Raw genomic sequence first — 19,601 nt, 5'->3', positions numbered from 1 at the left:
CGCAAGCGCGTCGCCCCGACTTTCCAGCCGGTGGTGTGAACGGCGCCGTGGCCAGTCAGCTGTGCTGTTACGGCACAGATGCTGGGCGCTTGATCAAAAAATATGCCCCGCGTTAAGGCTTCGTTAAGCTTTACAGGCGTTTACTATGTCCATCCAGTGATCTGGATTCTTACCGAGTGGTTGGAGCCACTTTGTTTGACGCCTCCCTGTTAAACTCCTGAGAGCCGCCTTATCCGCGGCTCTTTTTTTGTCCGCCGGCATGGGCGTCCTTCCGACTAAATGCGGCCGTTAACCGTTTGTTAAACATGTGCTTGCCTTCGCTGGCAGCGAAGCGCATTTTCAAGCTTCAGTCGTTTAGGCTGCCGGATATGGCGGCCAAGAGCCGAATCGGCCGGCTGTCAGGCAAGTGCAGGGGCGTAGCGATGAACGAGCCTTCGAAGGCGAGCGCGAAAACCATCAAGCTGGCGGAGCGCCGGGTTTTCTCCCAATCCTTCAAGCCGCTCTATCAGGAAGGCATGGGCCTGGTCGAGCAGGCGGCCGAATATCTCGACGGCAAGGGCCGCGCCGAGGCCAAGAAGCTGTCGAGGCTGGCGGCGACGCTTTATGCGGCCGAATCGATGCGGCTGACCACCAGGCTGATGCAGGTCGCCTCGTGGCTGCTTTTGCAGCGGGCGGCGAATTCCGGCGAGATGACCCGCGATCAAGTGGCCTCAGAAAAATCCAAGGTGCGTCTCGACACTGCCTCGGCGCATGACGAGGCGCCCGGCTGGGCCGAGCTGCCGAAGGATTTCATCGACCTCGTCAACCGTTCGCTGCGGCTGCAGGCGTTGGTGCGCCGGATGGACGAGGAGATCTATGGCGGCCTTGCCGAGGTGCCGCCGTCGAGCCGTCGCCTCAATCCGGTCTCCGACCAGATCACGCTGCTCAACACGGCTTTCGCCCGCGGCTGAGAGACCGTTTCATAATTCTACTCCGGCGGCCATCTAGACTAACCGCGAAGGGACGGGCTCGCGATCATCAGGCGGGGAGAATCACGCAGCAGCAGGCGCGATCCGACCTCCACGATAGACCTGATCGCTGGGAGCAGCTCCTGCCCCAATGACGTCAGCTCATACTCCACGGTCGGCGGCGATGTCGGCATCACGTGGCGTGCGAGGACGCCACGCTCCTCGAGATCGCGCAACCTGGCGGTCAGCACCTTCGCCGAAATGGCTGGGATATCGCGGCGCAATTCGGAGAACCGGCGCGGGCCGTCGCTCAAGGACCAGAGCACCTCGGGTGTCCAGCACCCGCCAAGCAGCGCCATGCACCTCGACATGGGGCAGCCGGGAAGCGCCTTCACCTTCGTTCGCATCCTGAGGACCATGGCGCATCTTCCATGAGAGTTTCCAGTTGGTTACCGGAAAATGATGGTAACTACAAGATACGTGGTTTCCGATGGTAACGAGAGCCGCTATCTGAGGCTCTCAATCCATCCAACCACGAAATGGACAGAACGATGTACGCAATAACTGGAGCAACAGGACAGCTTGGCCGTCTCGTGATCGACGCACTGCTGAAGACAGTTCCGGCCAGCCGGATCGTTGCGGCGGTTCGTGATCCGGCAAAGGCCCGCGATCTTGTCCAACGCGGCGTAGTCGTGCGGGAGGCGGACTATAATCGTCCCGACACGCTCCCGATGGCGCTGGCCGGCATCGATAGACTGCTGCTGATTTCCTCGACCGAAGTCAGCGGCCGCTTGCCGCAGCATCGGTCAGTGATCAAGGCCGCCCAACGGGTGGGGGTTTCGCTGATCGCTTACACAAGCATGCTGCATGCGGACACGTCTCCCGCGAGGCTCGCGGTCGAACATCGGCAGACGGAGGAGGTCATCGCGGCCTCCGGCCTACCCGCCGTCATCCTGCGCAACGGCTGGTACACCGAGAACCATCTGATGGCGCTCCCGGCGGCTCTGGAGCACGGCGCCTTCATCGGCGCCGCAAATGAGGGGCGCTTCTCGTCCGCGGCGCGGCAGGATTATGCCGAGGCCGCGGCCGTGGTGCTGACGAGCGAGGATCAAGCAGGGAGGACTTACGAGCTCGCCGCGGACCAAGCCTTCACGCTCGCCGAGCTTGCGGCGAAGGTCTCGCGGCAATCGGGCAAGGCGATCGCCTACAACGATCTTGCCGGGGCGGCCTATGAGGGTGTGTTGACAGGCGCCGGGCTGCCCGCCGATCTCGCCGCTATCCTGGCCGATGCCGACATTGCAGCCTCACGCGGAGCGTTGTTCGATGACGGCGGCGCCATGAGCCGGCTGATCGGTCGACCGACAACGCCACTGGAGAGCGTCGTTGCGGCAGCATTGCGCGGTTGAAACCGAGACGGCTGTCACATCCGCCAAAGGATCAGAGGACCGTCTGTCGCTCGCGCCAACAGTTATTCAAACGACTAGACTAGCGCAGCTTTCTGCGCTTCCGGTGCTCGCGTACTTATGTACGCTCCGCTCCGGTCTCGAAAACCACGCTATCTGTCTCGCCAGAGCGAATTCTCAAACATTCTCTAAACCAGACTCGGTTGCTGTTTCTGGTTTGTTCACATTTCGCTGGCATCGCCGCTCGCCGGGGTTAAAGTTGACGGATGGGGGAAGCGATTCGCATCATCGGCATCGATCCAGGGCTGAGGCGCACCGGCTGGGGCATAGTCGAAAGCCTCGGCAATTCGCTGCGCTTCGTCGCTTCCGGCACGGTGCGGTCCGACGACAAGGCCGCGCTGGCGGTGCGTCTTTGCCAATTGCATGACGGGCTCGCCGAGATCCTGCATGCCGCGATGCCGCACGAGGCGGCGGTCGAGCAAACTTTCGTCAACAAGGACGCGGCGGCGACGCTGAAACTCGGCCAGGCACGCGGCATCGCCATGCTGGTGCCGGCGCGTGCCGGCCTTGTCGTTGCCGAATATGCGCCAAACGCCGTCAAAAAGGCGGTGATCGGCGTCGGCCATGGCGACAAGAAGCAGATCCACATGATGGTCAAGGTGCTGATGCCGAAGGCGACTTTCGACACCGACGACGCCGCCGATGCGCTGGCCATCGCCATCTGTCACGCGCATCACCGGCAGAGCATCGCCTACAGGATGGCGGCGCTGGCCGGATAAGTATGTTCTTGACTTGTTCTCCAGTGGGCAATAGGTAATACCAACGAGGTATTACCATGCGCGTTACCACCAAGGGCCAAGTGACCATCCCGAAGGAAATACGGGATCATCTCGGTATCGGCCCGGGCTCGGAGGTGGAGTTCGTCCCCACCGAGGACGGCGCTCGTGTCATAGCCGTCGACGAAAACATGTCGGAGGAGGAAGCCTCGCGCAGATTCAGCCAGATACTCGATCGTATGGCCGGTACGCTGGATCTGGGAGGCATGACGGCGGATGAATATGTGGAATGGCTGAGGGGCCCACGTGAAGATCTCGACATTGATTGACACAAATGTCTTGATCGACGTTTGGGGTCCTGCCGGACGGGAGACGAAATGGTCGGCATCCGCGATTACCGCATGCCGGCGCGACGGCGCACTCGTAATCAATGCAATCGTCTGGTCCGAGCTCGCGCCGTTGATTGCGACCGAACAGGCTCTTCGTCAAGCAGCCGACATGCTCAAGATGGATCGCGAATTTCTGCCGTGGGAAGCAGCCTTCCTCGCTGGTGTCACGCACTCGCGCTATCGCCGCGCCGGCGGCATTCGCGAACGAACCTTGCCGGATTTCTTTATTGGAGCCCATGCGGTTGTCGCTGGGCATCGCCTGCTGACGCGCAATGCTGCGCGCTATCGCGGCTATTTCCCGGACCTCGATATCATCTCTCCGGAAACCCACCCGGCATGATCGGCACGCTCAAATGATCGGCAAGCTAAAAGGCACGCTGGATGAGATCGACGAGGATTTCTGCATCGTCGACGTGCATGGCGTCGGCTATGTCGCCTACTGCTCGGCGCGCACGCTGGCGGCATTGCCGCGGCCGGGCGAGGCGGTCGTGCTGTTCATCGAGACCTATGTGCGCGAGGACATGCTGCGGCTCTATGGGTTCCAGTCGGTGCTGGAGCGCGAATGGTTCCGGCTGTTGATGAACAATGTGCAAGGCGTCGGCGCCAAGGTGGCGCTGGCCATCCTGTCGACTCTGGCGCCGGCCGATCTCGCCAATGCGATTGCGTTGCGCGATATCGCCATGGTCAGCCGTGCGCCGGGCGTCGGCAAGAAGGTGGCGGAGCGCATCGTCACCGAATTGAAGAACAAGGCGCCTGCCTATGCGGGCACTGCCTCCGGCACCATCGGCCTGAAGCAGGAGCTCGGCGAGGGCGTCGCCTCGGCGCCGATCACCGACGCCGTCTCGGCGCTGGTCAATCTCGGCTATTCGCGCGACACCGCCGCCAATGCGGTGGCGGCGGCGCTGAAGACGGCAGGCGAGGAGGCGGACGCCTCGAAGCTGATCCGCTTCGGGCTGAAGGAGCTGGCACGGTGAGACGTTGCTTGTCCCGTCCCTTGCCATATGCAAGGAAGGCGGCATGAGCCTTTCGCCACGCCTCATTGCTCCCGACAGACGCGGCGAGGACGCCGAGCAGACCTTGCGGCCGCAGACGCTCGGCGACTTCGTCGGCCAGGCGGCGGTGCGGGCCAATCTCAAAGTGTTCATCGAGGCCGCCAAGGGCCGCAGCGAAGCGCTCGACCATGTGCTGTTCGTCGGCCCGCCCGGCCTCGGCAAGACGACGCTGGCGCAGATCATGGCGCGCGAGCTCGGCGTCAATTTCCGCTCGACCTCGGGTCCGGTCATCGCCAAGGCCGGTGATCTCGCGGCGCTGCTCACCAACCTCGAAGACCGCGACGTGCTGTTCATCGACGAGATCCACCGGCTCAACCCGGCGGTCGAGGAAATCCTCTATCCGGCGATGGAGGATTTCCAGCTCGACCTGATCATCGGCGAGGGGCCGGCGGCGCGCTCGGTCAAGATCGACCTGGCCCGCTTCACGCTTGTCGCCGCCACCACCCGGCTCGGCCTTTTGACCAACCCGCTGCGCGACCGCTTCGGCATTCCGGTGCGGCTCAATTTCTACTCGGTCGAGGAACTCGAGCAGATCGTGCGGCGTGGCGCCCGCATCCTTGCCATGCCGCTCGGCGACGACGGTGCCTTGGAGATCGCCCGGCGGGCGCGCGGCACGCCGCGTATCGCCGGCCGGCTGTTGCGCCGGGTGCGCGACTTCGCCAGCGTTGCCGGCGACGGTCATGTCGACCGCAAGGTCGCCGACGAGGCGCTGACGCGGCTGGAGGTCGACGGGCTCGGCCTCGACGCGCTCGACCGCCGTTATCTGTCGATGATCGCCCGGAATTTCGGCGGCGGGCCGGTCGGCATCGAGACCATCGCGGCCGGGCTTTCCGAGCCACGCGATGCCATCGAGGACATCATCGAACCCTTTCTGATCCAGCAAGGCTTCATCATGCGTACCCCGCGCGGCCGCGTGCTGGCGGCCAATGCCTGGCGGCATCTCGGCCTCGACGCGCCAAAGGACCTGGCGCAGCAGCAGATCAGCCTGTTCCAGGAAGAACCCTAGGTTCCGCTGCTTATGGCTTCGGTGCTGGCAGTCCCCGGCCCAGCCCTCCAGGTCTTGATCATCGCCGGTCTATGCGCAAAACAGGTGTTGCTTGAAACAGGGCCTGTCGGGCCAAAAGGACAGCGCAATGGACGATCACGGTGAATCGGCATTGTCCGCCGGACTTTCCGGCGCGCTGACGGAATTCGGCCATCGACTGATGGCGCGGGTCTATTATGCCGACACCGATTTTTCCGGCGTCGTCTACCACGCGCGCTATCTCGAATTCTTCGAGCGCGGCCGGTCCGACTATCTGCGGCTGGCCGGCGTCCACCACACCGAGCTTGCCGACGGCAAGCATGGCGAGAAAATAGTCTGGGTGGTGCGGCGCATGGAGATCGATTTCCGCGGTTCGGCCCGCATGGATGACATCCTGACCATCGATACGCGCACCGAAGACATTTCCGGCGCCCGCATCGTCATGGCGCAGCAGTTGAAACGCGGCAGCGAAGTGCTGGTCGAGGCGCGGGTCGAAGCGGCGATCGTCGGCGAGAACGGCCGGCCGCGGCGCTTTCCCAAGGATTGGGTGGCAGCCTTCATGCCCGGAACGCGCAAATAAGAGTTCAGAGGCGGAAGATCCGGAGCTCCCGGTCGAGGCGAGGATCGCCGGGCTGGTCGTCGGGGCGCGGCAATGCGCCGCGCTGTACGTCCTAACCCATCCTTAACCATAACGGTCCATGAAGGGATTGGTTAAGATTGGAAGAATCCAAGCGCCTTCCTTTCACCAATATTTGCCCCGAAAAGGCCGCCAACGGTGCATTTGGGGTTATTCCGCAAGCTTAACGCGAACGGACCACAAGGGATGCCCATGGGCCAGCCGCCAGCCACGCCCCGAAAATCTTTAAGGACGTAACATGGAAAACATCGCTCTCGCCGAACCGGGCGCGCATTTATCGATTTGGGCCTTGTTCATGCAGGCCGGTTGGGTGGTCAAGCTGGTCATGATCGGGCTGCTTGGTGCCTCGATCTGGACCTGGGCGATCATCGTCGACAAGCTCGTCGCCTATGCCCGCATGCGGCTGGCGCTCAACCGCTTCGAACAGGTGTTCTGGTCGGGGCAGTCGCTGGAAGAGCTTTACCGCACGCTCGCCGACCGCAAGACGACCGGCATGAGCGCGATCTTCGTCGCCGCCATGCGCGAATGGAAGAAGAGCTTCGAGAAGGGCGCAAAATCGCCGCTCGGCCTGCAGACCCGCATCGACAAGGCTATGGATCTGGCGCTGACCCGCGAGATGGAAAAGCTGGAAGGGCGGCTCGGCTTCCTCGCCACCACCGGCTCGGCGGCGCCCTTCATCGGCCTGTTCGGCACCGTGATCGGCATCATGACCTCGTTCCAGGCGATCGCCGCTTCGAAGAACACCAGCCTGTCGGTGGTCGCGCCCGGCATCGCCGAAGCGCTGCTGGCGACGGCCATCGGCCTGCTCGCCGCCATCCCGGCCGTCATCGCCTACAACAAGCTGTCGTCCGACGCGAGCAAGATCGCGGTGCGCATGGAAGGGTTCGCGGATGAGTTCTCCGCCATACTCTCGCGCCAAATCGATGAAAAAGTCGCGCAGAAGGCCTGAGGGACGATCATGGGAATGTCCGTAAGCGCGGGTGGCGGAGGACGCGGCGGGCGCGGCCACAGGCGGCGCGGCCGCCATCACGCCTTGATATCGGAGATCAACGTCACGCCGATGGTCGACGTGATGCTGGTGCTGCTGATCATCTTCATGGTCGCGGCGCCGTTGCTGACGGTCGGCGTGCCGATCGACCTGCCGGATACCCAGGCCAAAGCGATGAACGCCGATACGCAGCCTATAACCGTGTCCATCAACTCGGCCGGTCAGATCTACCTCCAGGAAACCGAGATCCCGATCGAGGAGCTGGTGGCAAAGCTGCAGGCGATCTCGAAGACCGGCTATGACGAGCGCATTTTCATCAGGGGTGACAAGTCCACCGACTATGGCACTGCCATGAAGGTGATGGCCCGCATCTCGGCTGCTGGCTACAAGAATATCGGCCTGGTTTCACTGCAGGAACAGGATCAGTAGACGCAAGATGAGGACCGGCCTCACTACATCGGTGATCTTGCATACGGTGGCGATCGCCTTCGGGCTGTTCACGTTGTCCTCGCCGCCCGCGATGCCTGCGTCCGATGCGGAATCGGTGTCGGTCGAGATCGTGCCGATGGAAGCGACGGCACAGGTCCTGCAAGGCGACAAGAAAGCTGTAATGCACGACAAGCCGGCGCCGGTACCGACGCAGCGTCCCGACATCGTTCCCGATGCCCAGAAAGTCGGCGATAACAGCGTCGACACCGACAAGCCGCCGACACCTGAGCCCAAGCCCCAGCCAGTCGACATGACGGCGGCTCCACCACCCGCGCCGACGCCGGTCGAAAAGCCCAAGCCCGAGGACGTGCCGAAGCCGAAGGAAGAGCCGAAGCCTATTCCTGCTACGGAGGTGGCGCCGGTGCCGCAGCCGAAGGAAGAGGTCAAGCCCGAACCTGTCAAGCAGACCGAGCCCAAGCCGACGCCGGCCAAGGAGCCGACGCCCACGCCGCCGCAGGACAAGACTGCCGCGATCGATCCGCAGCCCGAGGTCAAGCCGGATGCCGTCGCCGAGGCGATTGCCAAGCAACCGCCAACCGAGGAGGCGCAGCTTCCCGACTCGGCGCCGGCACCCGAGGCTCGGCCAAAGCCGCAGCCGGCCCAGGCCGAGAGCGCGAAGGCACCGGAGCGCAAGGACGCCGACAAGCCGGTCAAGGAAGCCTCATCCAGGCCGAAATCGGACGACAAGCAATTCAACGCCGACGAGATTTCGGCTCTGCTTGACAAGCGGAAGCCGTCCGGCGGCGGCGCCAAGCGCTCGACCCAGCAGGCATCGCTCGGCGGCGAGAAGGATCAGGGCCAGAAGCTTTCGAAATCGGAGCAGGGGGCATTGGAGGCCCAGCTTGGTGGTTGCTGGACGCTTCCGGCAGGGCTCGAGGGTTCGGAGAATTTCGTCGTCGTGGTCCGGTTTAATCTGGACGCCTCCGGCAAGCTGGATGGCCGGCCGAGCGTTGAAAAGTCGAGCGGAAACCGCCCGTTTGACGAAAGTGCAGTGCGCGCGGTTCAGAAATGCGATGTGGCCGGCTTGCAGGTTCCGGCGGGCAAGCAAGACATCTGGTCCGACGTTCGGGTCACTTTTGACCCCAGGGAGATGCTCGGTCTTTAGGCCTGGCGCTCACAGAATCAGCGAAAGAAGCGAGAAGACATGAAATCCATCCTCAAGCCGCTCCTGACGATCGCAGCGATGGCGCTGGGTATGACCGTTGCTGTCACCCTGCCGGCGCGGGCGCTCGTTGAGCTCAACGTCAATAAGGGCAATGTCGAGCCGTTGCCGATCGCCATCACGGACTTCCAGGGCGGCGATGCGCTCGGCGCCGAGATTTCTGGCATCGTCAGTGCCGACCTGAAACGCTCCGGCCTGTTCGCGCCGATCGACAAAAGCGCTTTCATCGAAAAGATCTCGAACCCGGATGCCACGCCGCGCTTCGAAGACTGGAAGGTGATCAATGCGCAGGCGCTGGTCACCGGCAGTGTCGGCAAGGAGGCTGACGGCCGCATTCGCGCCCAGTATCGGTTGTGGGACACGTTTGCCGGCCAGCAGATGTCGGGCGAGCAGTTCTTCGCCAACGACGCCAATACCAGGCGCGTCGCCCATATCATCGCCGATGCGATCTACGAGCGGCTGACCGGCGAGAAGGGTTATTTCGACACGCGCGTCGTCTTCATCGACGAGTCCGGTGCCAAGAATGCGCGCAAGAAGCGGCTAGCCATCATGGACCAGGACGGCGCCAACGTCCGCTATCTCTCGAACGGCAAATCGATCGTGCTGACGCCGCGCTTCTCGCCGAACCGGCAGGAAATCACCTACATGTCCTATGAAAGCGGTCAGCCGCGGGTGTACCTGCTGCAGATCGAGACGGGGCAGCGCGAGCTGGTCGGCAATTTCCCCGGCATGACGTTTGCGCCGCGCTTTTCGCCGGACGGCCAGAAGGTGATCATGAGCCTGCTGCGCGATGACGGCAATTCCAACATCTTCGCCATGGATCTGAGAAGCCGCTCGACGACCAGGCTCACCAATTCGACCGCCATCGACACCTCACCGTCCTACTCGCCTGACGGCAGCAAGGTGGTGTTCACCTCGGATCGCGGCGGCCGCGCGCAGATCTATGTGATGGGCGCCGACGGCTCGGGCCAGACCCGCATCTCGTTTGGCGACGGCGTCTATTCGACGCCGGTGTGGTCGCCGCGCGGCGATCTCATCGCCTTCACCAAGCAGACCGGCGGCGAATTCCAGATCGGCGTCATGCGCACCGACGGTTCGGGTGAGCGCATCCTGTCCACCGGCTTTCAGCAGGAAGGGCCGACCTGGGCGCCCAACGGCCGGGTGCTGATGTTCTTCCGCGATTCCAATGGTGGACCAAAACTTGTTTCGGTCGATCTCACCGGCCGCAACGAACAGTCGATCCCGACGGCGAACTTCGCCTCGGATCCGGCCTGGTCGCCGCTGCTGGAGTGATGGAAGAAGAACTGAGGAATTGAAGAACTGACGAGTTGACGAGTTGAAGAACTGAAGAATGGAGAAGGCAGGGGTCTACATCGAGCACGCGAGGGATTTAGAAGTCTATAAGCGTGCCTATGCGGTTTCCCTTGGGGTACACAGAGCCACGCTTGCTTTTCCGAAAATGGAGCAATACGCGCTCGCCGATCAACTACGTCGTTCCAGCAAGGCGATCTGCGCCAATTTCGCCGAAGGCTTTGCCAAACAGACTCACTCCAAGCCCGAATTCGCACGCTTCATTTCGATGGCCATAGGATCATACAGTGAGGTGGAGACCTGGATTTCGTATGCGTTCGACCTCGAGTACATCACACAGGCGCAACGCGACGATTGGTTGCAATCCTATGCCCGCATCTACGGAATGCTGGTCAATCTCATAGAGAAGCTGAGGTGATCTCTTTCCTCAATTCCTCAGTTCTTCAGTTTCCTCAATTCCCTCTTTTTCATGTTTTGGCCGCATTTCCGCCTACGGTCCGCGCTCATTGTCGCCCCTCGGCAGAACGGTTGCGGACGGCAGCCGAAACCAAATTTTAACCGTGTTTCTTGAGCGTCGGTTAACCCAAACGTGGTTACTGGACGATCAATGAAATCACTCGAATTGCGAAGGAGAGGCGGCATGGGCCGTATCGCAGCACTTACCACAAACCCGGTCATGATCGCGCTGGTCGCGATGCTCGCGATCACCGGTTGCGCCTCGAAGAAGACGCCGAACAGCGCCGCCGATCTCGGCCTCAACGGCGCCGGCGCGGCAACGCCCGGATCGGCCCAGGACTTTACCGTCAACATCGGCGACCGCATCTTCTTCGACACCGATTCGTCCTCGATCCGCGCCGATGCGCAGACGACGCTGTCGCGCCAGGCGCAGTGGCTGAACCAGTACAAGCAGTATGCCATCGTCATCGAAGGCCATGCCGACGAGCGCGGCACGCGCGAATACAATCTGGCGCTCGGCGCCCGCCGTGCTGCCGCCACACGCGACTTCCTGGTCGCCAAGGGTGTTTCGGCGCAGCGCCTGAAGACCATTTCCTACGGCAAGGAGCGTCCGGTCGCGGTTTGCGACGACATCTCCTGCTGGTCGCAGAACCGCCGCGCCGTAACCACGCTGGGCGGCGCCGGTTCTTGATCGGCATAAATGCAACACTTGGTGCGAAAGGCGGCCAAAAGGCCGCCTTTTTCATATCTGCCCGCTCCAAACAAAATTTGGCCGAAGTCTCACGTCCTGTTAAGAGCCGAGGGCGCCTGGCAACTTCGGTTGGAAAGGGCGCGCAACAGGCTAACGGTTTCACGGCGAGAGGCACATGCATTTCAGATCGGTCTTGAGCGGCACGCTTGCGCTGCTGCTCGTATCAAGTATCGCGGCACTTGCTGACGGGGCAAACGGCACCGGGCAGTCATCGGAAAGCGGTTTTTCCTTCCACCTGCCGACGATCAAACTGCCCGGCATTTTCGGCGAAAAGAAAAAGCCGGATCAGGTTCAATTCGCGCAACAGGATGGTACCGGCACTCCGGCGCTGGAGGAACAGCTCCGGCAGATGAATGGCAAGATCGAGGAACTCAATTTCCAGGTCCTGCAGATGCAGGAGCAGATCCGCAAGCAGCAGGAAGACAACGAATTCCGCTTCCAGCAGCTGGAAGGCGGTCCGCAAGGCGCGCAGCAGCCGGCCGAGCAGAAGAAGTCCGAGGCCGCGCCCAGCAGCGACAGCCCCAACGGCGACAGTAACGTGGCGGAGGCGCCGGGGACGCCGGCTCCGGCCGATGCGGGCAAGGCGGCAGACGGCGACAAGAGCGTCGAGGACGTCATCGTCGAATCGCCCAACGGCGATCCCGGCAAGCTGATCCCCGGCGCGCCGCCCAAGACGTTCGGCACCATCACCGTCGACAAAAACGGCAATGTCGTCGAAGCCGATGGCAATGCGCAAGCGAATGCGCCGCAGCAGAATACGGCCCCAGCCAACGGCGCCAGCGCAGCCGGCAACAAGGCCGGTAAATCCGACGATACGGTGGTTGCGGCACTCCCGTCGACCAACGATCCGGAGGAGCTTTACCGCAACTCTTACCAGTTCATCCTGTCGGGCGACTACAGCACCGCCGAACAGGGCTTCCGCGACCATATCGCCCGTTTTCCCAAGGACGCCAAAGCAGCGGACGCGCATTACTGGCTTGGTGAATCGCTGCTCGGCCAGCAGAAATACCGCGATGCGGCCGAGACTTTCCTCGCTGCCAGCAAGGACTATCCCAAGGCCAAGAAGGCGCCAGACATGCTGCTGAAGCTCGGCGTTTCACTGGTCGGGCTGAAGCAGCGCGACGTGGCCTGTGCCACTTTCAGCGAGATCGGCAAGCGCTACCCCGATATTTCCGGCGCGCTCAAGGAGCGGGTCAAGCAGGAAAGGGCACTCGCGGCGTGCTAGTTTTTCCGTTGCGTGTCGTTGCCGCAAAACCAGGCCCACGCTTGGGCGACATGCATGACGCTCGACAGCGAGCCTGACCTTTCGGATTTTTCGCGGATCGACTTTTCCAACGGCGCTGTTGCGGCCGTGTCCGGCGGCAGCGACTCGACCGCCCTTCTCCTCCTCCTCAAAGCCCATCTCGATCGTAACGCCCCGGCAACGAAATTGCTGGCGGTAACGATCGATCATCAATTGCGGCCGCAAGCGGCAGCGGAAGCGCAAGCCGTGGCCAGGCTGTGCGCGGCGCGCGGCATTGCCCATCGCATCCTCGCCTGGTCGGGGCACAAACCATCGACCGGCCTGCCCGCCGCCGCGCGCGAGGCGCGCTACCGGCTGCTCGCCGAGGCCGCCGAAGCGGCAGGCATCGGCCTGATCCTGACCGGCCACACCGCCGACGACCAGGCCGAGACCGTGCTGATGCGGCAAGCACGTGACGACGGGCCAGGTGAGGAAAGGCCGCGCGACGAAGCGCGGGGCCTTGCCGGCATGGCGCCGGCAACCCTCTACGAGTGGCGGCACTGGATCGTGCGGCCGCTGCTCGGCGTAAGGCGTGCTGAGCTGCGCGAATTCCTGCGGCGTGAACAGGTTGCCTGGATCGAAGATCCGACCAATGCCGACACCGCTTTCGAGCGGCCGCGCGTCCGCGCAGCACTTGTTGAAGGCGACGATGCGCCTCGCATGGCTGAAGCTATGGCGCTGGCCAGAAAGGCGGCGGTCGAGCGTGAGCAGCTGGGACATCGCGCGGCCATGCTGATCCGCAGCTTGGCCTCCAGGCCGGCCGCCGGCCTCGTCCGGCTCGATCGGGATTTTGCGACGGCCGCCGACAGCCGGTCGGCCATTTATGCGCTGCGCATCCTGCTGGCGGCGACCGGCGGCACCGCCTTCCTTCCCGACCAGGCCCGCAGCGAAGCCCTTTTCGGCCGGTTCCGCACCGGGCCGCTTTGTGCCACATTGTCGCGGACCGTGGTCGATGCCCGGCGTACCGGCATCTTTCTGCACCGCGAATTGCGCGATCTGCCGCCCGCTGTTGCGGTTTCCGGCAATGCCCTGTGGGACGGCCGCAGACGGATCACATTGGGCGACAGTCCCGGTGCATTGTTGATGATCGCGCCGCTGTTGATAGCACCGCTCGGGGCGGCTCTTGCCGCAAAGCGGGCAATTGCCGGGCATGGCACGCCGGCAAGCCTTGTGCGTGCCGCCTTGGCCGCCGAGCCGGCGCTCTGGCGGGACGGCGAATGCCTCGGTTTGCTCGGGGAAGGCCGGGGTTTGCCCGGGGAAGGCCCGATGCCGGCGGCTGTCGCCGCATATCCGGCAGTCGCGCCCTTCGCCCGTTTCCTGCCGTCCTTCGATCTGGCGCCGGCCGATGCCGTCGCCGCGTTGCTTGGCGCGGCGCCCGTTCCAGCCGTGCCGTTCGGCGGCCACAATGCCGGCCTACCACGGGCGAAAGCTTAACCGAGACCTGCTGTTATGCTTGGCAATGGGAGACGCTCTCCCTATGTTAGGGCCAAGTTTCCTCTCACGACGCGTGTCCGCCCAGCGGGCGCCAACGGGACAATTGATGAATCCGAATTATCGCAACCTCGCGCTCTGGGCGATCATAGCGGTCCTGCTCATCGCTCTCTTCAATCTTTTCCAGACGCCGCAGACGCGTGGAGCCTCGAGCGATGTTCCCTATTCGCAGTTCCTGCAGGAAGTCGCGGCGGGACGGATCAAGTCGGTGACCATCGCCGGCGCCCGTATCTCCGGCAATTACACGGACAGTTCCAACGGCTTCCAGACCTATTCGCCTGGGGACCCGTCACTGGTTTCGCGCCTGCAGGACAAGAACGTCACCATCAATGCGCGTCCTGAATCCGACGGCTCCAATTCGCTGTTCGGCACCCTGATCTCCTGGCTGCCGATGATCCTCATCCTCGGCGTCTGGATATTCTTCATGCGCCAGATGCAGTCCGGTTCCGGCCGCGCCATGGGCTTCGGCAAGTCGAAGGCCAAGCTTTTGACCGAAGCACATGGCCGCGTCACCTTCCAGGACGTCGCCGGCGTCGACGAAGCCAAGGAAGATCTGGAAGAGATCGTCGAGTTCCTGCGCGACCCGCAGAAATTCCAGCGGCTCGGCGGCAAGATCCCGCGCGGTGTGCTGCTCGTCGGTCCTCCCGGAACCGGCAAGACGCTGCTCGCCCGCTCGGTCGCGGGTGAAGCCAACGTGCCGTTCTTCACCATTTCGGGCTCGGACTTCGTCGAGATGTTCGTCGGCGTCGGCGCAAGCCGCGTCCGCGACATGTTCGACCAGGCCAAGAAGAACGCGCCTTGCATCATCTTCATCGACGAAATCGACGCGGTCGGCCGCCATCGCGGCGCCGGCCTGGGCGGCGGCAATGATGAACGCGAGCAGACGCTGAACCAGTTGCTGGTCGAGATGGATGGCTTCGAATCCAACGAAAGCATCATCCTGATCGCCGCCACCAACCGGCCAGACGTGCTCGATCCGGCGCTGCTGAGGCCGGGCCGCTTCGACCGCCAGGTGGTGGTGCCGAACCCCGACATAGTCGGCCGCGAGAAGATCCTGAAGGTGCATGTGCGCAACGTGCCGCTGGCGCCCAATGTCGACCTCAAGGTGATCGCGCGCGGCACGCCGGGCTTTTCCGGCGCCGATCTGATGAACCTGGTCAACGAGTCCGCCCTGATGGCGGCGCGGCGCAACAAGCGCCTCGTCACCATGGCCGAATTCGAGGACGCCAAGGACAAGATCATGATGGGCGCCGAGCGCCGCTCGTCGGCGATGACACAGGCCGAGAAGGAACTGACCGCCTATCACGAGGCTGGTCATGCCATCCTGGCGCTCAACGTGCCGTCGGCCGATCCGCTGCACAAGGCGACCATCATTCCGCGCGGCCGGGCACTCGGCATGGTCATGCAGCTGCCGGAAGGCGACCGCTATTCGATGAGCTACAAATACATGATCTCGCGCCTCGCCATCATGATGGGCGGCCGTGTCGCCGAGGAGTTCAAGTTCGGCAAGGAGAACATCACCTCCGGCGCCTCCTCCGATATCGAGCAGGCGACCAAGCTGGCGCGTGCCATGGTGACGCGCTGGGGCTTCTCCGACAAGCTCGGCCATGTCGCCTATGGCGACAACCAGGAGGAGGTGTTCCTCGGCCATTCGGTGGCGCGCACGCAGAACATCTCGGAAGAGACGGCGCAAATCATCGACGCCGAAGTGCGCCGGCTGATCGACGAGGCCTATTCGACGGCAAGGTCTATCCTGACCAAGAAAAAGAAGGAATGGATCGCGCTGGCGCAGGGCCTGCTCGAATACGAGACGCTGTCCGGCGAGGAGATCAAGCAGCTGATCGCCGGCAATAAGCCCGCGCGCGACCTTGGCGACGACACGCCGCCGAGCCGCGGCTCGGCCGTGCCGAAGTCCGGCCGCCGCAAGAAAGGCCCCGAGCCCGAAGGCGGCATGGAACCTCAGCCGTCAAGCTAGGCTCCGGCCCGGCACAGATCGACTTCGAAACGCCGCGGCTCTAACCGCGGCGTTTTCTCTTGGGGAATGCGACCCTTCCTGCATCGCAGGAAATTGGCGAAAGTGACGATGACGGCCAATCTCCCGCCTCGCGGGGGGATGTCCGGCAGGACAGAGAGAGGCGCGAAGGAATGGAGCCTTCTATCGGCCTCGTTGACTACTTCGGGAAGATCGACAAAGCGCGCCGGAGAATGAAGCTCGCATTTTTTGCCGGCGGCGCCACATTTTGTTCTTGCTTTGTGCCGGCAGCTATGCTATCAATTTGGGTGTGGTGCCAATTGGCGCTGAATGACCCGCCCGCCGAGGCGGGTTTTCTGCTTCTGGCTATGAGAGTTCCGGTGGTGCCGAGATCGATGTCGGCCGGACAGAGCCAAGAAACACGATCTGACAGTTGGTTCGACCTCGGAAGGCCCTCTCACTTGTTCGGCAGCAACAAAAAGCCCGCGAACCTTGCGGCTCGCGGGCTCATGTCGTCGGATGGTGGCGCCGGTCAGCTCTTCAGCTTGGCGTTGCAGAGGCTGTAGAAGCCGCCGCCCTTCTGGATCCACCTGAGGCCGCCCAGCGTGTTGGCGTCCTTGTTGGCGTAGTAGAGGTCGAGACAGGTGTGCATGCGGCCCTTGGCCGGGGTCTCGGTTGCATACTTCTTGGAGATCCCCGTCGGGAATTTCACGCCCTGGGGGGCGGTGATGGTCGGCGGTTGCGGATCACCGGTGTATTTGGCATCGGGAGCCGGCAGGGTGTCGTCGTCGGCTGCGCCGGCGCCGCATTGGCTCTTGCGGAAGTCGTTCCACTTCATGCCATTCAGCGTGTTGCCGGCCTTGGCAGCCTGATATTTGGCGCTGCAATCCGCCATGCTGAGGCCTTTGCCGGTATCGGTCGCGGCGGCTGTCGTCGCCTTGGCAGGTGCCGCGGCGGGTTGTGCAGCTGCACTTGCGCCGGCGGCGCATTCACTCTTGCGGAAGTCGTTCCATTTCATGCCGTTGAGCGTGCCGGCAGCCTTGGCGGCCTGGTATTTGGTGCTGCACTCCTTGGCCGTCAGCCCAGGCGCTGCGTCATCGCTGCTGGCCGCCGCTGCTTTGGTCGTGGCGGCGGGTTGTGCGGCTGCCGTCGCGCCGGCGGCGCACTGGGTCTTGCGGAAGTCGTTCCACTTCATGCCGTTGAGCGTGCCGGCAGCCTTGGCGGCCTGGTATTTGGTGCTGCACTCCTTCGCCGTCAGGCCCGGCGCCGCATCGTCGGCGGCGGCTGCCTTGGTCGTGTCGGCGGCCTTGGCCGTGGCTTTGGCTGGCGCGGGTTCGGTTGCAGCGGCGGAAGCATCGGTGCCGCATTGGGCCTTGCGGAACTGGTTCCAGTTCTGCCCGCCAAGCGTTCCCGCGTCCTTGGCCGCATTATACTTGGTGCTGCACTCGGCCATGGTCAGCGCGCTGGCAGGCGCCGCCAGGAATAAGGTCGCGACGGCAAGACCCGTCAAAGTGGCAAGTCGGTGGATGAGCATGCGTTTTCTCCCTGCGGCGGTTCATGATATGTCCCAGTGCAGCAATAGCGCTCAACGGCTGGTTGCGCCAGATGCTAAGTAGCGTAGAGACAAATTTAGAAGTGCATTCTTTTCTTTAAGGTGATGAATTCGTTGCCGGGACCGTCTCCCCGCCAAGTTCGTCCGGGTGCATTGCACGGAGCGCGCGCCTATGGCTGGTTCCCAGCGAGGACACTGCGTCGAATGACAGCCAGTCAAATCGGCGGCTGCGGCGGACCTGAGCCACCGCTGTCTGGAGCAGCACGATGCGGATTCGGGTTCAAGGCCACACTGCCACAGCCAAAAGGATCCAGATGAGGTTTGAGTTGACGTTTCTGATGCTGCTGCCGCAACAAGGGCTCGGAACTTGAAAATCAACACACTAGCGTGACGTAAAACACACAAAACAACAATTTTCTAAGGATTGGTCGTCCATAATCATACAATGTGATGACGGGGCTTGGGCCATTTTATGGCATGAGATGCTCGGAAAGAACCATCGGGAAGCTGGCGAACATGGCAGGACATTATTTCGGTACGGACGGCATTCGTGGGCGCGCCAACAAGTTTCCAATGACGGCGGAGGTCGCCATGCGGGTCGGCATGGCCGCCGGCCTCTCGTTCCAGCGCGGCAGCCACCGCCACCGCGTCGTGCTCGGCAAGGATACCAGGCTTTCCGGCTACATGATCGAGAACGCCATGGTGTCCGGCCTGTGCGCCGCCGGCATGGATGTCTTCCTGCTCGGCCCGATCCCGACGCCGGCTGTTGCCATGCTGGTGCGCTCGCTGCGCGCCGATATCGGCGTGATGATCTCTGCCTCGCACAACCCCTATTACGACAACGGCATCAAGCTGTTCGGCCCCGATGGCTACAAGCTGTCCGATGAGATCGAGGAGCGTATCGAGGGGATGCTCGACAAGGATATCGAACTGGCGCTCGCCGATTCCGATGGGCTCGGCCGCGCCAAACGCGTCGACGGCGTGCATGACCGCTATATCGAATTCGCCAAGCGCACGCTGCCGCGCTCGATGTCGCTGTCGGGCCTGCGCATCGTCGTCGATTGCGCCAATGGCGCCGCCTACAAGGTGGCGCCCGACGCGCTGTGGGAACTCGGCGCCGAGGTCGTTGCCATCAATGTCGAGCCGAACGGCTTCAACATCAACAAGGAATGCGGCTCGACTCATCCGGCCGGTCTGCAAAAGAAGGTGCACGAGGTGCGCGCCGATATCGGCATTGCGCTCGACGGCGATGCCGACCGTGTCGTCATTGTCGACGAGAACGGAGCGATCGTCGATGGCGACCAGATCATGGCGCTGATCGCCGAATCCTGGCAGCAGAGCGGACGGCTGGCCGGCGGCGGCGTCGTCTCGACGGTGATGTCCAATCTCGGCCTCGAACGCTTCCTCGGCGACATGAACCTGCAGTTGCATCGCACCAAGGTCGGTGACCGCTATGTCGTCGAGCACATGCGTGCCCATGGACTCAATGTCGGCGGCGAACAGTCGGGCCACATCGTGCTGTCCGATTTCTCGACCACCGGCGACGGCCTCGTCTCGGCGCTCCAAGTGCTCGCCTGCATCAAGCGGCATAACCGACCGGTCAGCGAACTGTCGAAGAAATTCGAGCCGGTGCCGCAGCTTTTGAAGAATGTGCATATTTCCGGCGGCAAGCCGCTGGAGGAGGCGCCGGTCAAGGTGGCGATCGAAGATGCGCGCAATCGCCTCGGCAAGGCCGGGCGCCTGGTCATCCGGCCATCCGGCACGGAGCCGCTCATCCGCGTCATGGCGGAGGGCGACGACCCGCAGCTTGTCGAGTCCGTGGTCAACGACATCGTCGAGGTCATTTCGGAAACGCGCAGCGCCGCCTGATCTCCCTCCAACATCGGTTCAAAAGCCCGCCTTGCCGGCGGGCTTTTTTA

General features: G+C 63.0%; 20 protein-coding genes. 18 read left to right on the top strand and 2 right to left on the bottom strand.

Annotated features, from left to right (window positions below; translation table 11 throughout):
* The first annotated feature begins 422 nt into the window (after positions 1-422).
* Positions 423-950 carry a protease adaptor protein RcdA gene (rcdA, locus tag NKI08_RS08410; RefSeq protein WP_352450833.1) on the top strand — a complete coding sequence of 176 codons (528 nt, stop codon included), beginning with the start codon at positions 423-425 and terminating at the stop codon, positions 948-950.
* Positions 951-988: 38 nt separating this feature from the next.
* Here the strand turns inward: rcdA and NKI08_RS08405 are convergent, their stop codons facing one another.
* Positions 989-1,306 carry a winged helix-turn-helix transcriptional regulator gene (locus NKI08_RS08405; protein WP_352450832.1) on the bottom strand — a complete coding sequence of 106 codons (318 nt, stop codon included), beginning with the start codon at positions 1,304-1,306 and terminating at the stop codon, positions 989-991.
* A gap of 192 nt (positions 1,307-1,498) precedes the next feature.
* On the opposite strand from NKI08_RS08405, the gene NKI08_RS08400 reads away from it, so the two are divergent.
* The 16 genes from NKI08_RS08400 to ftsH all read left to right on the top strand — a co-directional run bounded on the left by NKI08_RS08400 (position 1,499) and on the right by ftsH (position 16,133).
* Positions 1,499-2,353, top strand: coding sequence for an SDR family oxidoreductase (locus NKI08_RS08400; RefSeq protein WP_352450831.1), 855 nt, complete (start codon positions 1,499-1,501; stop codon positions 2,351-2,353).
* Positions 2,354-2,616: 263 nt separating this feature from the next.
* Positions 2,617-3,129 (top strand): crossover junction endodeoxyribonuclease RuvC, encoded by a 513-nt coding sequence (gene ruvC, locus NKI08_RS08395; RefSeq protein WP_352450830.1) that lies wholly within the window; start codon positions 2,617-2,619, stop codon positions 3,127-3,129.
* Between the two features lie 56 nt (positions 3,130-3,185).
* The gene (locus NKI08_RS08390) at positions 3,186-3,455 is read left to right on the top strand and encodes an AbrB/MazE/SpoVT family DNA-binding domain-containing protein (RefSeq protein WP_352450829.1); all 270 of its coding nucleotides are present in this window, start codon (positions 3,186-3,188) and stop codon (positions 3,453-3,455) included.
* Entirely contained in the window at positions 3,433-3,855 is a 423-nt protein-coding gene (locus NKI08_RS08385) for a type II toxin-antitoxin system VapC family toxin (protein WP_023678002.1), read from the top strand. Before NKI08_RS08390 ends, NKI08_RS08385 begins: the two co-directional genes overlap by 23 nt.
* Before the next feature lie 13 nt (positions 3,856-3,868).
* A complete protein-coding gene (gene ruvA / locus NKI08_RS08380) occupies positions 3,869-4,489 on the top strand; it encodes a Holliday junction branch migration protein RuvA (protein ID WP_023678001.1) in 621 nt (206 codons plus the stop codon).
* Positions 4,490-4,532: 43 nt separating this feature from the next.
* The gene (gene ruvB / locus NKI08_RS08375) at positions 4,533-5,573 is read left to right on the top strand and encodes a Holliday junction branch migration DNA helicase RuvB (RefSeq protein ID WP_023677999.1); all 1,041 of its coding nucleotides are present in this window, start codon (positions 4,533-4,535) and stop codon (positions 5,571-5,573) included.
* Positions 5,574-5,700: 127 nt separating this feature from the next.
* Positions 5,701-6,171 carry a tol-pal system-associated acyl-CoA thioesterase gene (ybgC, locus tag NKI08_RS08370; RefSeq protein WP_352471199.1) on the top strand — a complete coding sequence of 157 codons (471 nt, stop codon included), beginning with the start codon at positions 5,701-5,703 and terminating at the stop codon, positions 6,169-6,171.
* 295 nt (positions 6,172-6,466) lie between these two features.
* Positions 6,467-7,177 (top strand): protein TolQ, encoded by a 711-nt coding sequence (tolQ, locus tag NKI08_RS08365; protein ID WP_023677997.1) that lies wholly within the window; start codon positions 6,467-6,469, stop codon positions 7,175-7,177.
* A gap of 9 nt (positions 7,178-7,186) precedes the next feature.
* The gene (gene tolR, locus NKI08_RS08360) at positions 7,187-7,645 is read left to right on the top strand and encodes a protein TolR (RefSeq protein ID WP_352522864.1); all 459 of its coding nucleotides are present in this window, start codon (positions 7,187-7,189) and stop codon (positions 7,643-7,645) included.
* A gap of 7 nt (positions 7,646-7,652) precedes the next feature.
* Positions 7,653-8,810: a cell envelope integrity protein TolA gene (tolA, locus tag NKI08_RS08355; protein WP_352768348.1), complete on the top strand. Its 1,158-nt coding sequence runs from the start codon at positions 7,653-7,655 to the stop codon at positions 8,808-8,810.
* A 78-nt stretch (positions 8,811-8,888) separates the two neighbouring features.
* On the top strand, positions 8,889-10,160 hold the full coding sequence (gene tolB, locus NKI08_RS08350) for a Tol-Pal system beta propeller repeat protein TolB (RefSeq protein WP_245274748.1): 1,272 nt from the start codon (positions 8,889-8,891) through the stop codon (positions 10,158-10,160).
* Between the two features lie 58 nt (positions 10,161-10,218).
* Positions 10,219-10,596, top strand: coding sequence for a four helix bundle protein (locus NKI08_RS08345; RefSeq protein ID WP_352768345.1), 378 nt, complete (start codon positions 10,219-10,221; stop codon positions 10,594-10,596).
* Positions 10,597-10,818: 222 nt separating this feature from the next.
* Positions 10,819-11,325 carry a peptidoglycan-associated lipoprotein Pal gene (pal, locus tag NKI08_RS08340; RefSeq protein WP_023677992.1) on the top strand — a complete coding sequence of 169 codons (507 nt, stop codon included), beginning with the start codon at positions 10,819-10,821 and terminating at the stop codon, positions 11,323-11,325.
* A gap of 175 nt (positions 11,326-11,500) precedes the next feature.
* Positions 11,501-12,610 carry a tol-pal system protein YbgF gene (gene ybgF, locus NKI08_RS08335; RefSeq protein WP_352589950.1) on the top strand — a complete coding sequence of 370 codons (1,110 nt, stop codon included), beginning with the start codon at positions 11,501-11,503 and terminating at the stop codon, positions 12,608-12,610.
* Positions 12,611-12,664: 54 nt separating this feature from the next.
* Positions 12,665-14,101 carry a tRNA lysidine(34) synthetase TilS gene (gene tilS, locus NKI08_RS08330; RefSeq protein WP_352768340.1) on the top strand — a complete coding sequence of 479 codons (1,437 nt, stop codon included), beginning with the start codon at positions 12,665-12,667 and terminating at the stop codon, positions 14,099-14,101.
* Between the two features lie 106 nt (positions 14,102-14,207).
* On the top strand, positions 14,208-16,133 hold the full coding sequence (gene ftsH / locus NKI08_RS08325) for an ATP-dependent zinc metalloprotease FtsH (RefSeq protein ID WP_023677989.1): 1,926 nt from the start codon (positions 14,208-14,210) through the stop codon (positions 16,131-16,133).
* A 529-nt stretch (positions 16,134-16,662) separates the two neighbouring features.
* Here the strand turns inward: ftsH and NKI08_RS08320 are convergent.
* Positions 16,663-17,325 carry a hypothetical protein gene (locus NKI08_RS08320; protein WP_502899573.1) on the bottom strand — a complete coding sequence of 221 codons (663 nt, stop codon included), beginning with the start codon at positions 17,323-17,325 and terminating at the stop codon, positions 16,663-16,665.
* An 873-nt stretch (positions 17,326-18,198) separates the two neighbouring features.
* Here NKI08_RS08320 and glmM point away from each other — a divergent pair.
* Positions 18,199-19,551 carry a phosphoglucosamine mutase gene (gene glmM, locus NKI08_RS08315; RefSeq protein ID WP_352768334.1) on the top strand — a complete coding sequence of 451 codons (1,353 nt, stop codon included), beginning with the start codon at positions 18,199-18,201 and terminating at the stop codon, positions 19,549-19,551.
* The last annotated feature ends 50 nt before the right edge of the window (positions 19,552-19,601 follow it).

This window comes from Mesorhizobium sp. M0768 (assembly GCF_040320195.1).
In the GTDB taxonomy this organism is placed as follows: domain Bacteria; phylum Pseudomonadota; class Alphaproteobacteria; order Rhizobiales; family Rhizobiaceae; genus Mesorhizobium.
The sequence above is the reverse complement of the archived record's forward strand: the minus strand, read 5'-3'. Positions and strand labels throughout refer to the sequence as shown.

Excerpts from the sequence above, each read along its gene's own strand:
- NKI08_RS08320 (WP_502899573.1), bottom strand. The coding sequence starts at position 17,325 with ATGAAGTGGAACGACTTCCGCAAGACCCAGTGCGCCGCCGGCGCGACG.
- tilS (WP_352768340.1), top strand. The coding sequence starts at position 12,665 with ATGACGCTCGACAGCGAGCCTGACCTTTCGGATTTTTCGCGGATCGAC.
- NKI08_RS08345 (WP_352768345.1), top strand. The coding sequence starts at position 10,219 with ATGGAGAAGGCAGGGGTCTACATCGAGCACGCGAGGGATTTAGAAGTC.
- pal (WP_023677992.1), top strand. The coding sequence starts at position 10,819 with ATGGGCCGTATCGCAGCACTTACCACAAACCCGGTCATGATCGCGCTG.
- rcdA (WP_352450833.1), top strand. The coding sequence starts at position 423 with ATGAACGAGCCTTCGAAGGCGAGCGCGAAAACCATCAAGCTGGCGGAG.
- ruvA (WP_023678001.1), top strand. The coding sequence starts at position 3,869 with ATGATCGGCAAGCTAAAAGGCACGCTGGATGAGATCGACGAGGATTTC.
- ruvC (WP_352450830.1), top strand. The coding sequence starts at position 2,617 with ATGGGGGAAGCGATTCGCATCATCGGCATCGATCCAGGGCTGAGGCGC.
- ftsH (WP_023677989.1), top strand. The coding sequence starts at position 14,208 with ATGAATCCGAATTATCGCAACCTCGCGCTCTGGGCGATCATAGCGGTC.
- ybgF (WP_352589950.1), top strand. The coding sequence starts at position 11,501 with ATGCATTTCAGATCGGTCTTGAGCGGCACGCTTGCGCTGCTGCTCGTA.
- tolA (WP_352768348.1), top strand. The coding sequence starts at position 7,653 with ATGAGGACCGGCCTCACTACATCGGTGATCTTGCATACGGTGGCGATC.
- NKI08_RS08400 (WP_352450831.1), top strand. The coding sequence starts at position 1,499 with ATGTACGCAATAACTGGAGCAACAGGACAGCTTGGCCGTCTCGTGATC.
- ybgC (WP_352471199.1), top strand. The coding sequence starts at position 5,701 with ATGGACGATCACGGTGAATCGGCATTGTCCGCCGGACTTTCCGGCGCG.
- glmM (WP_352768334.1), top strand. The coding sequence starts at position 18,199 with ATGGCAGGACATTATTTCGGTACGGACGGCATTCGTGGGCGCGCCAAC.
- tolB (WP_245274748.1), top strand. The coding sequence starts at position 8,889 with ATGGCGCTGGGTATGACCGTTGCTGTCACCCTGCCGGCGCGGGCGCTC.
- tolQ (WP_023677997.1), top strand. The coding sequence starts at position 6,467 with ATGGAAAACATCGCTCTCGCCGAACCGGGCGCGCATTTATCGATTTGG.
- NKI08_RS08390 (WP_352450829.1), top strand. The coding sequence starts at position 3,186 with ATGCGCGTTACCACCAAGGGCCAAGTGACCATCCCGAAGGAAATACGG.
- ruvB (WP_023677999.1), top strand. The coding sequence starts at position 4,533 with ATGAGCCTTTCGCCACGCCTCATTGCTCCCGACAGACGCGGCGAGGAC.
- tolR (WP_352522864.1), top strand. The coding sequence starts at position 7,187 with ATGGGAATGTCCGTAAGCGCGGGTGGCGGAGGACGCGGCGGGCGCGGC.
- NKI08_RS08405 (WP_352450832.1), bottom strand. The coding sequence starts at position 1,306 with ATGGCGCTGCTTGGCGGGTGCTGGACACCCGAGGTGCTCTGGTCCTTG.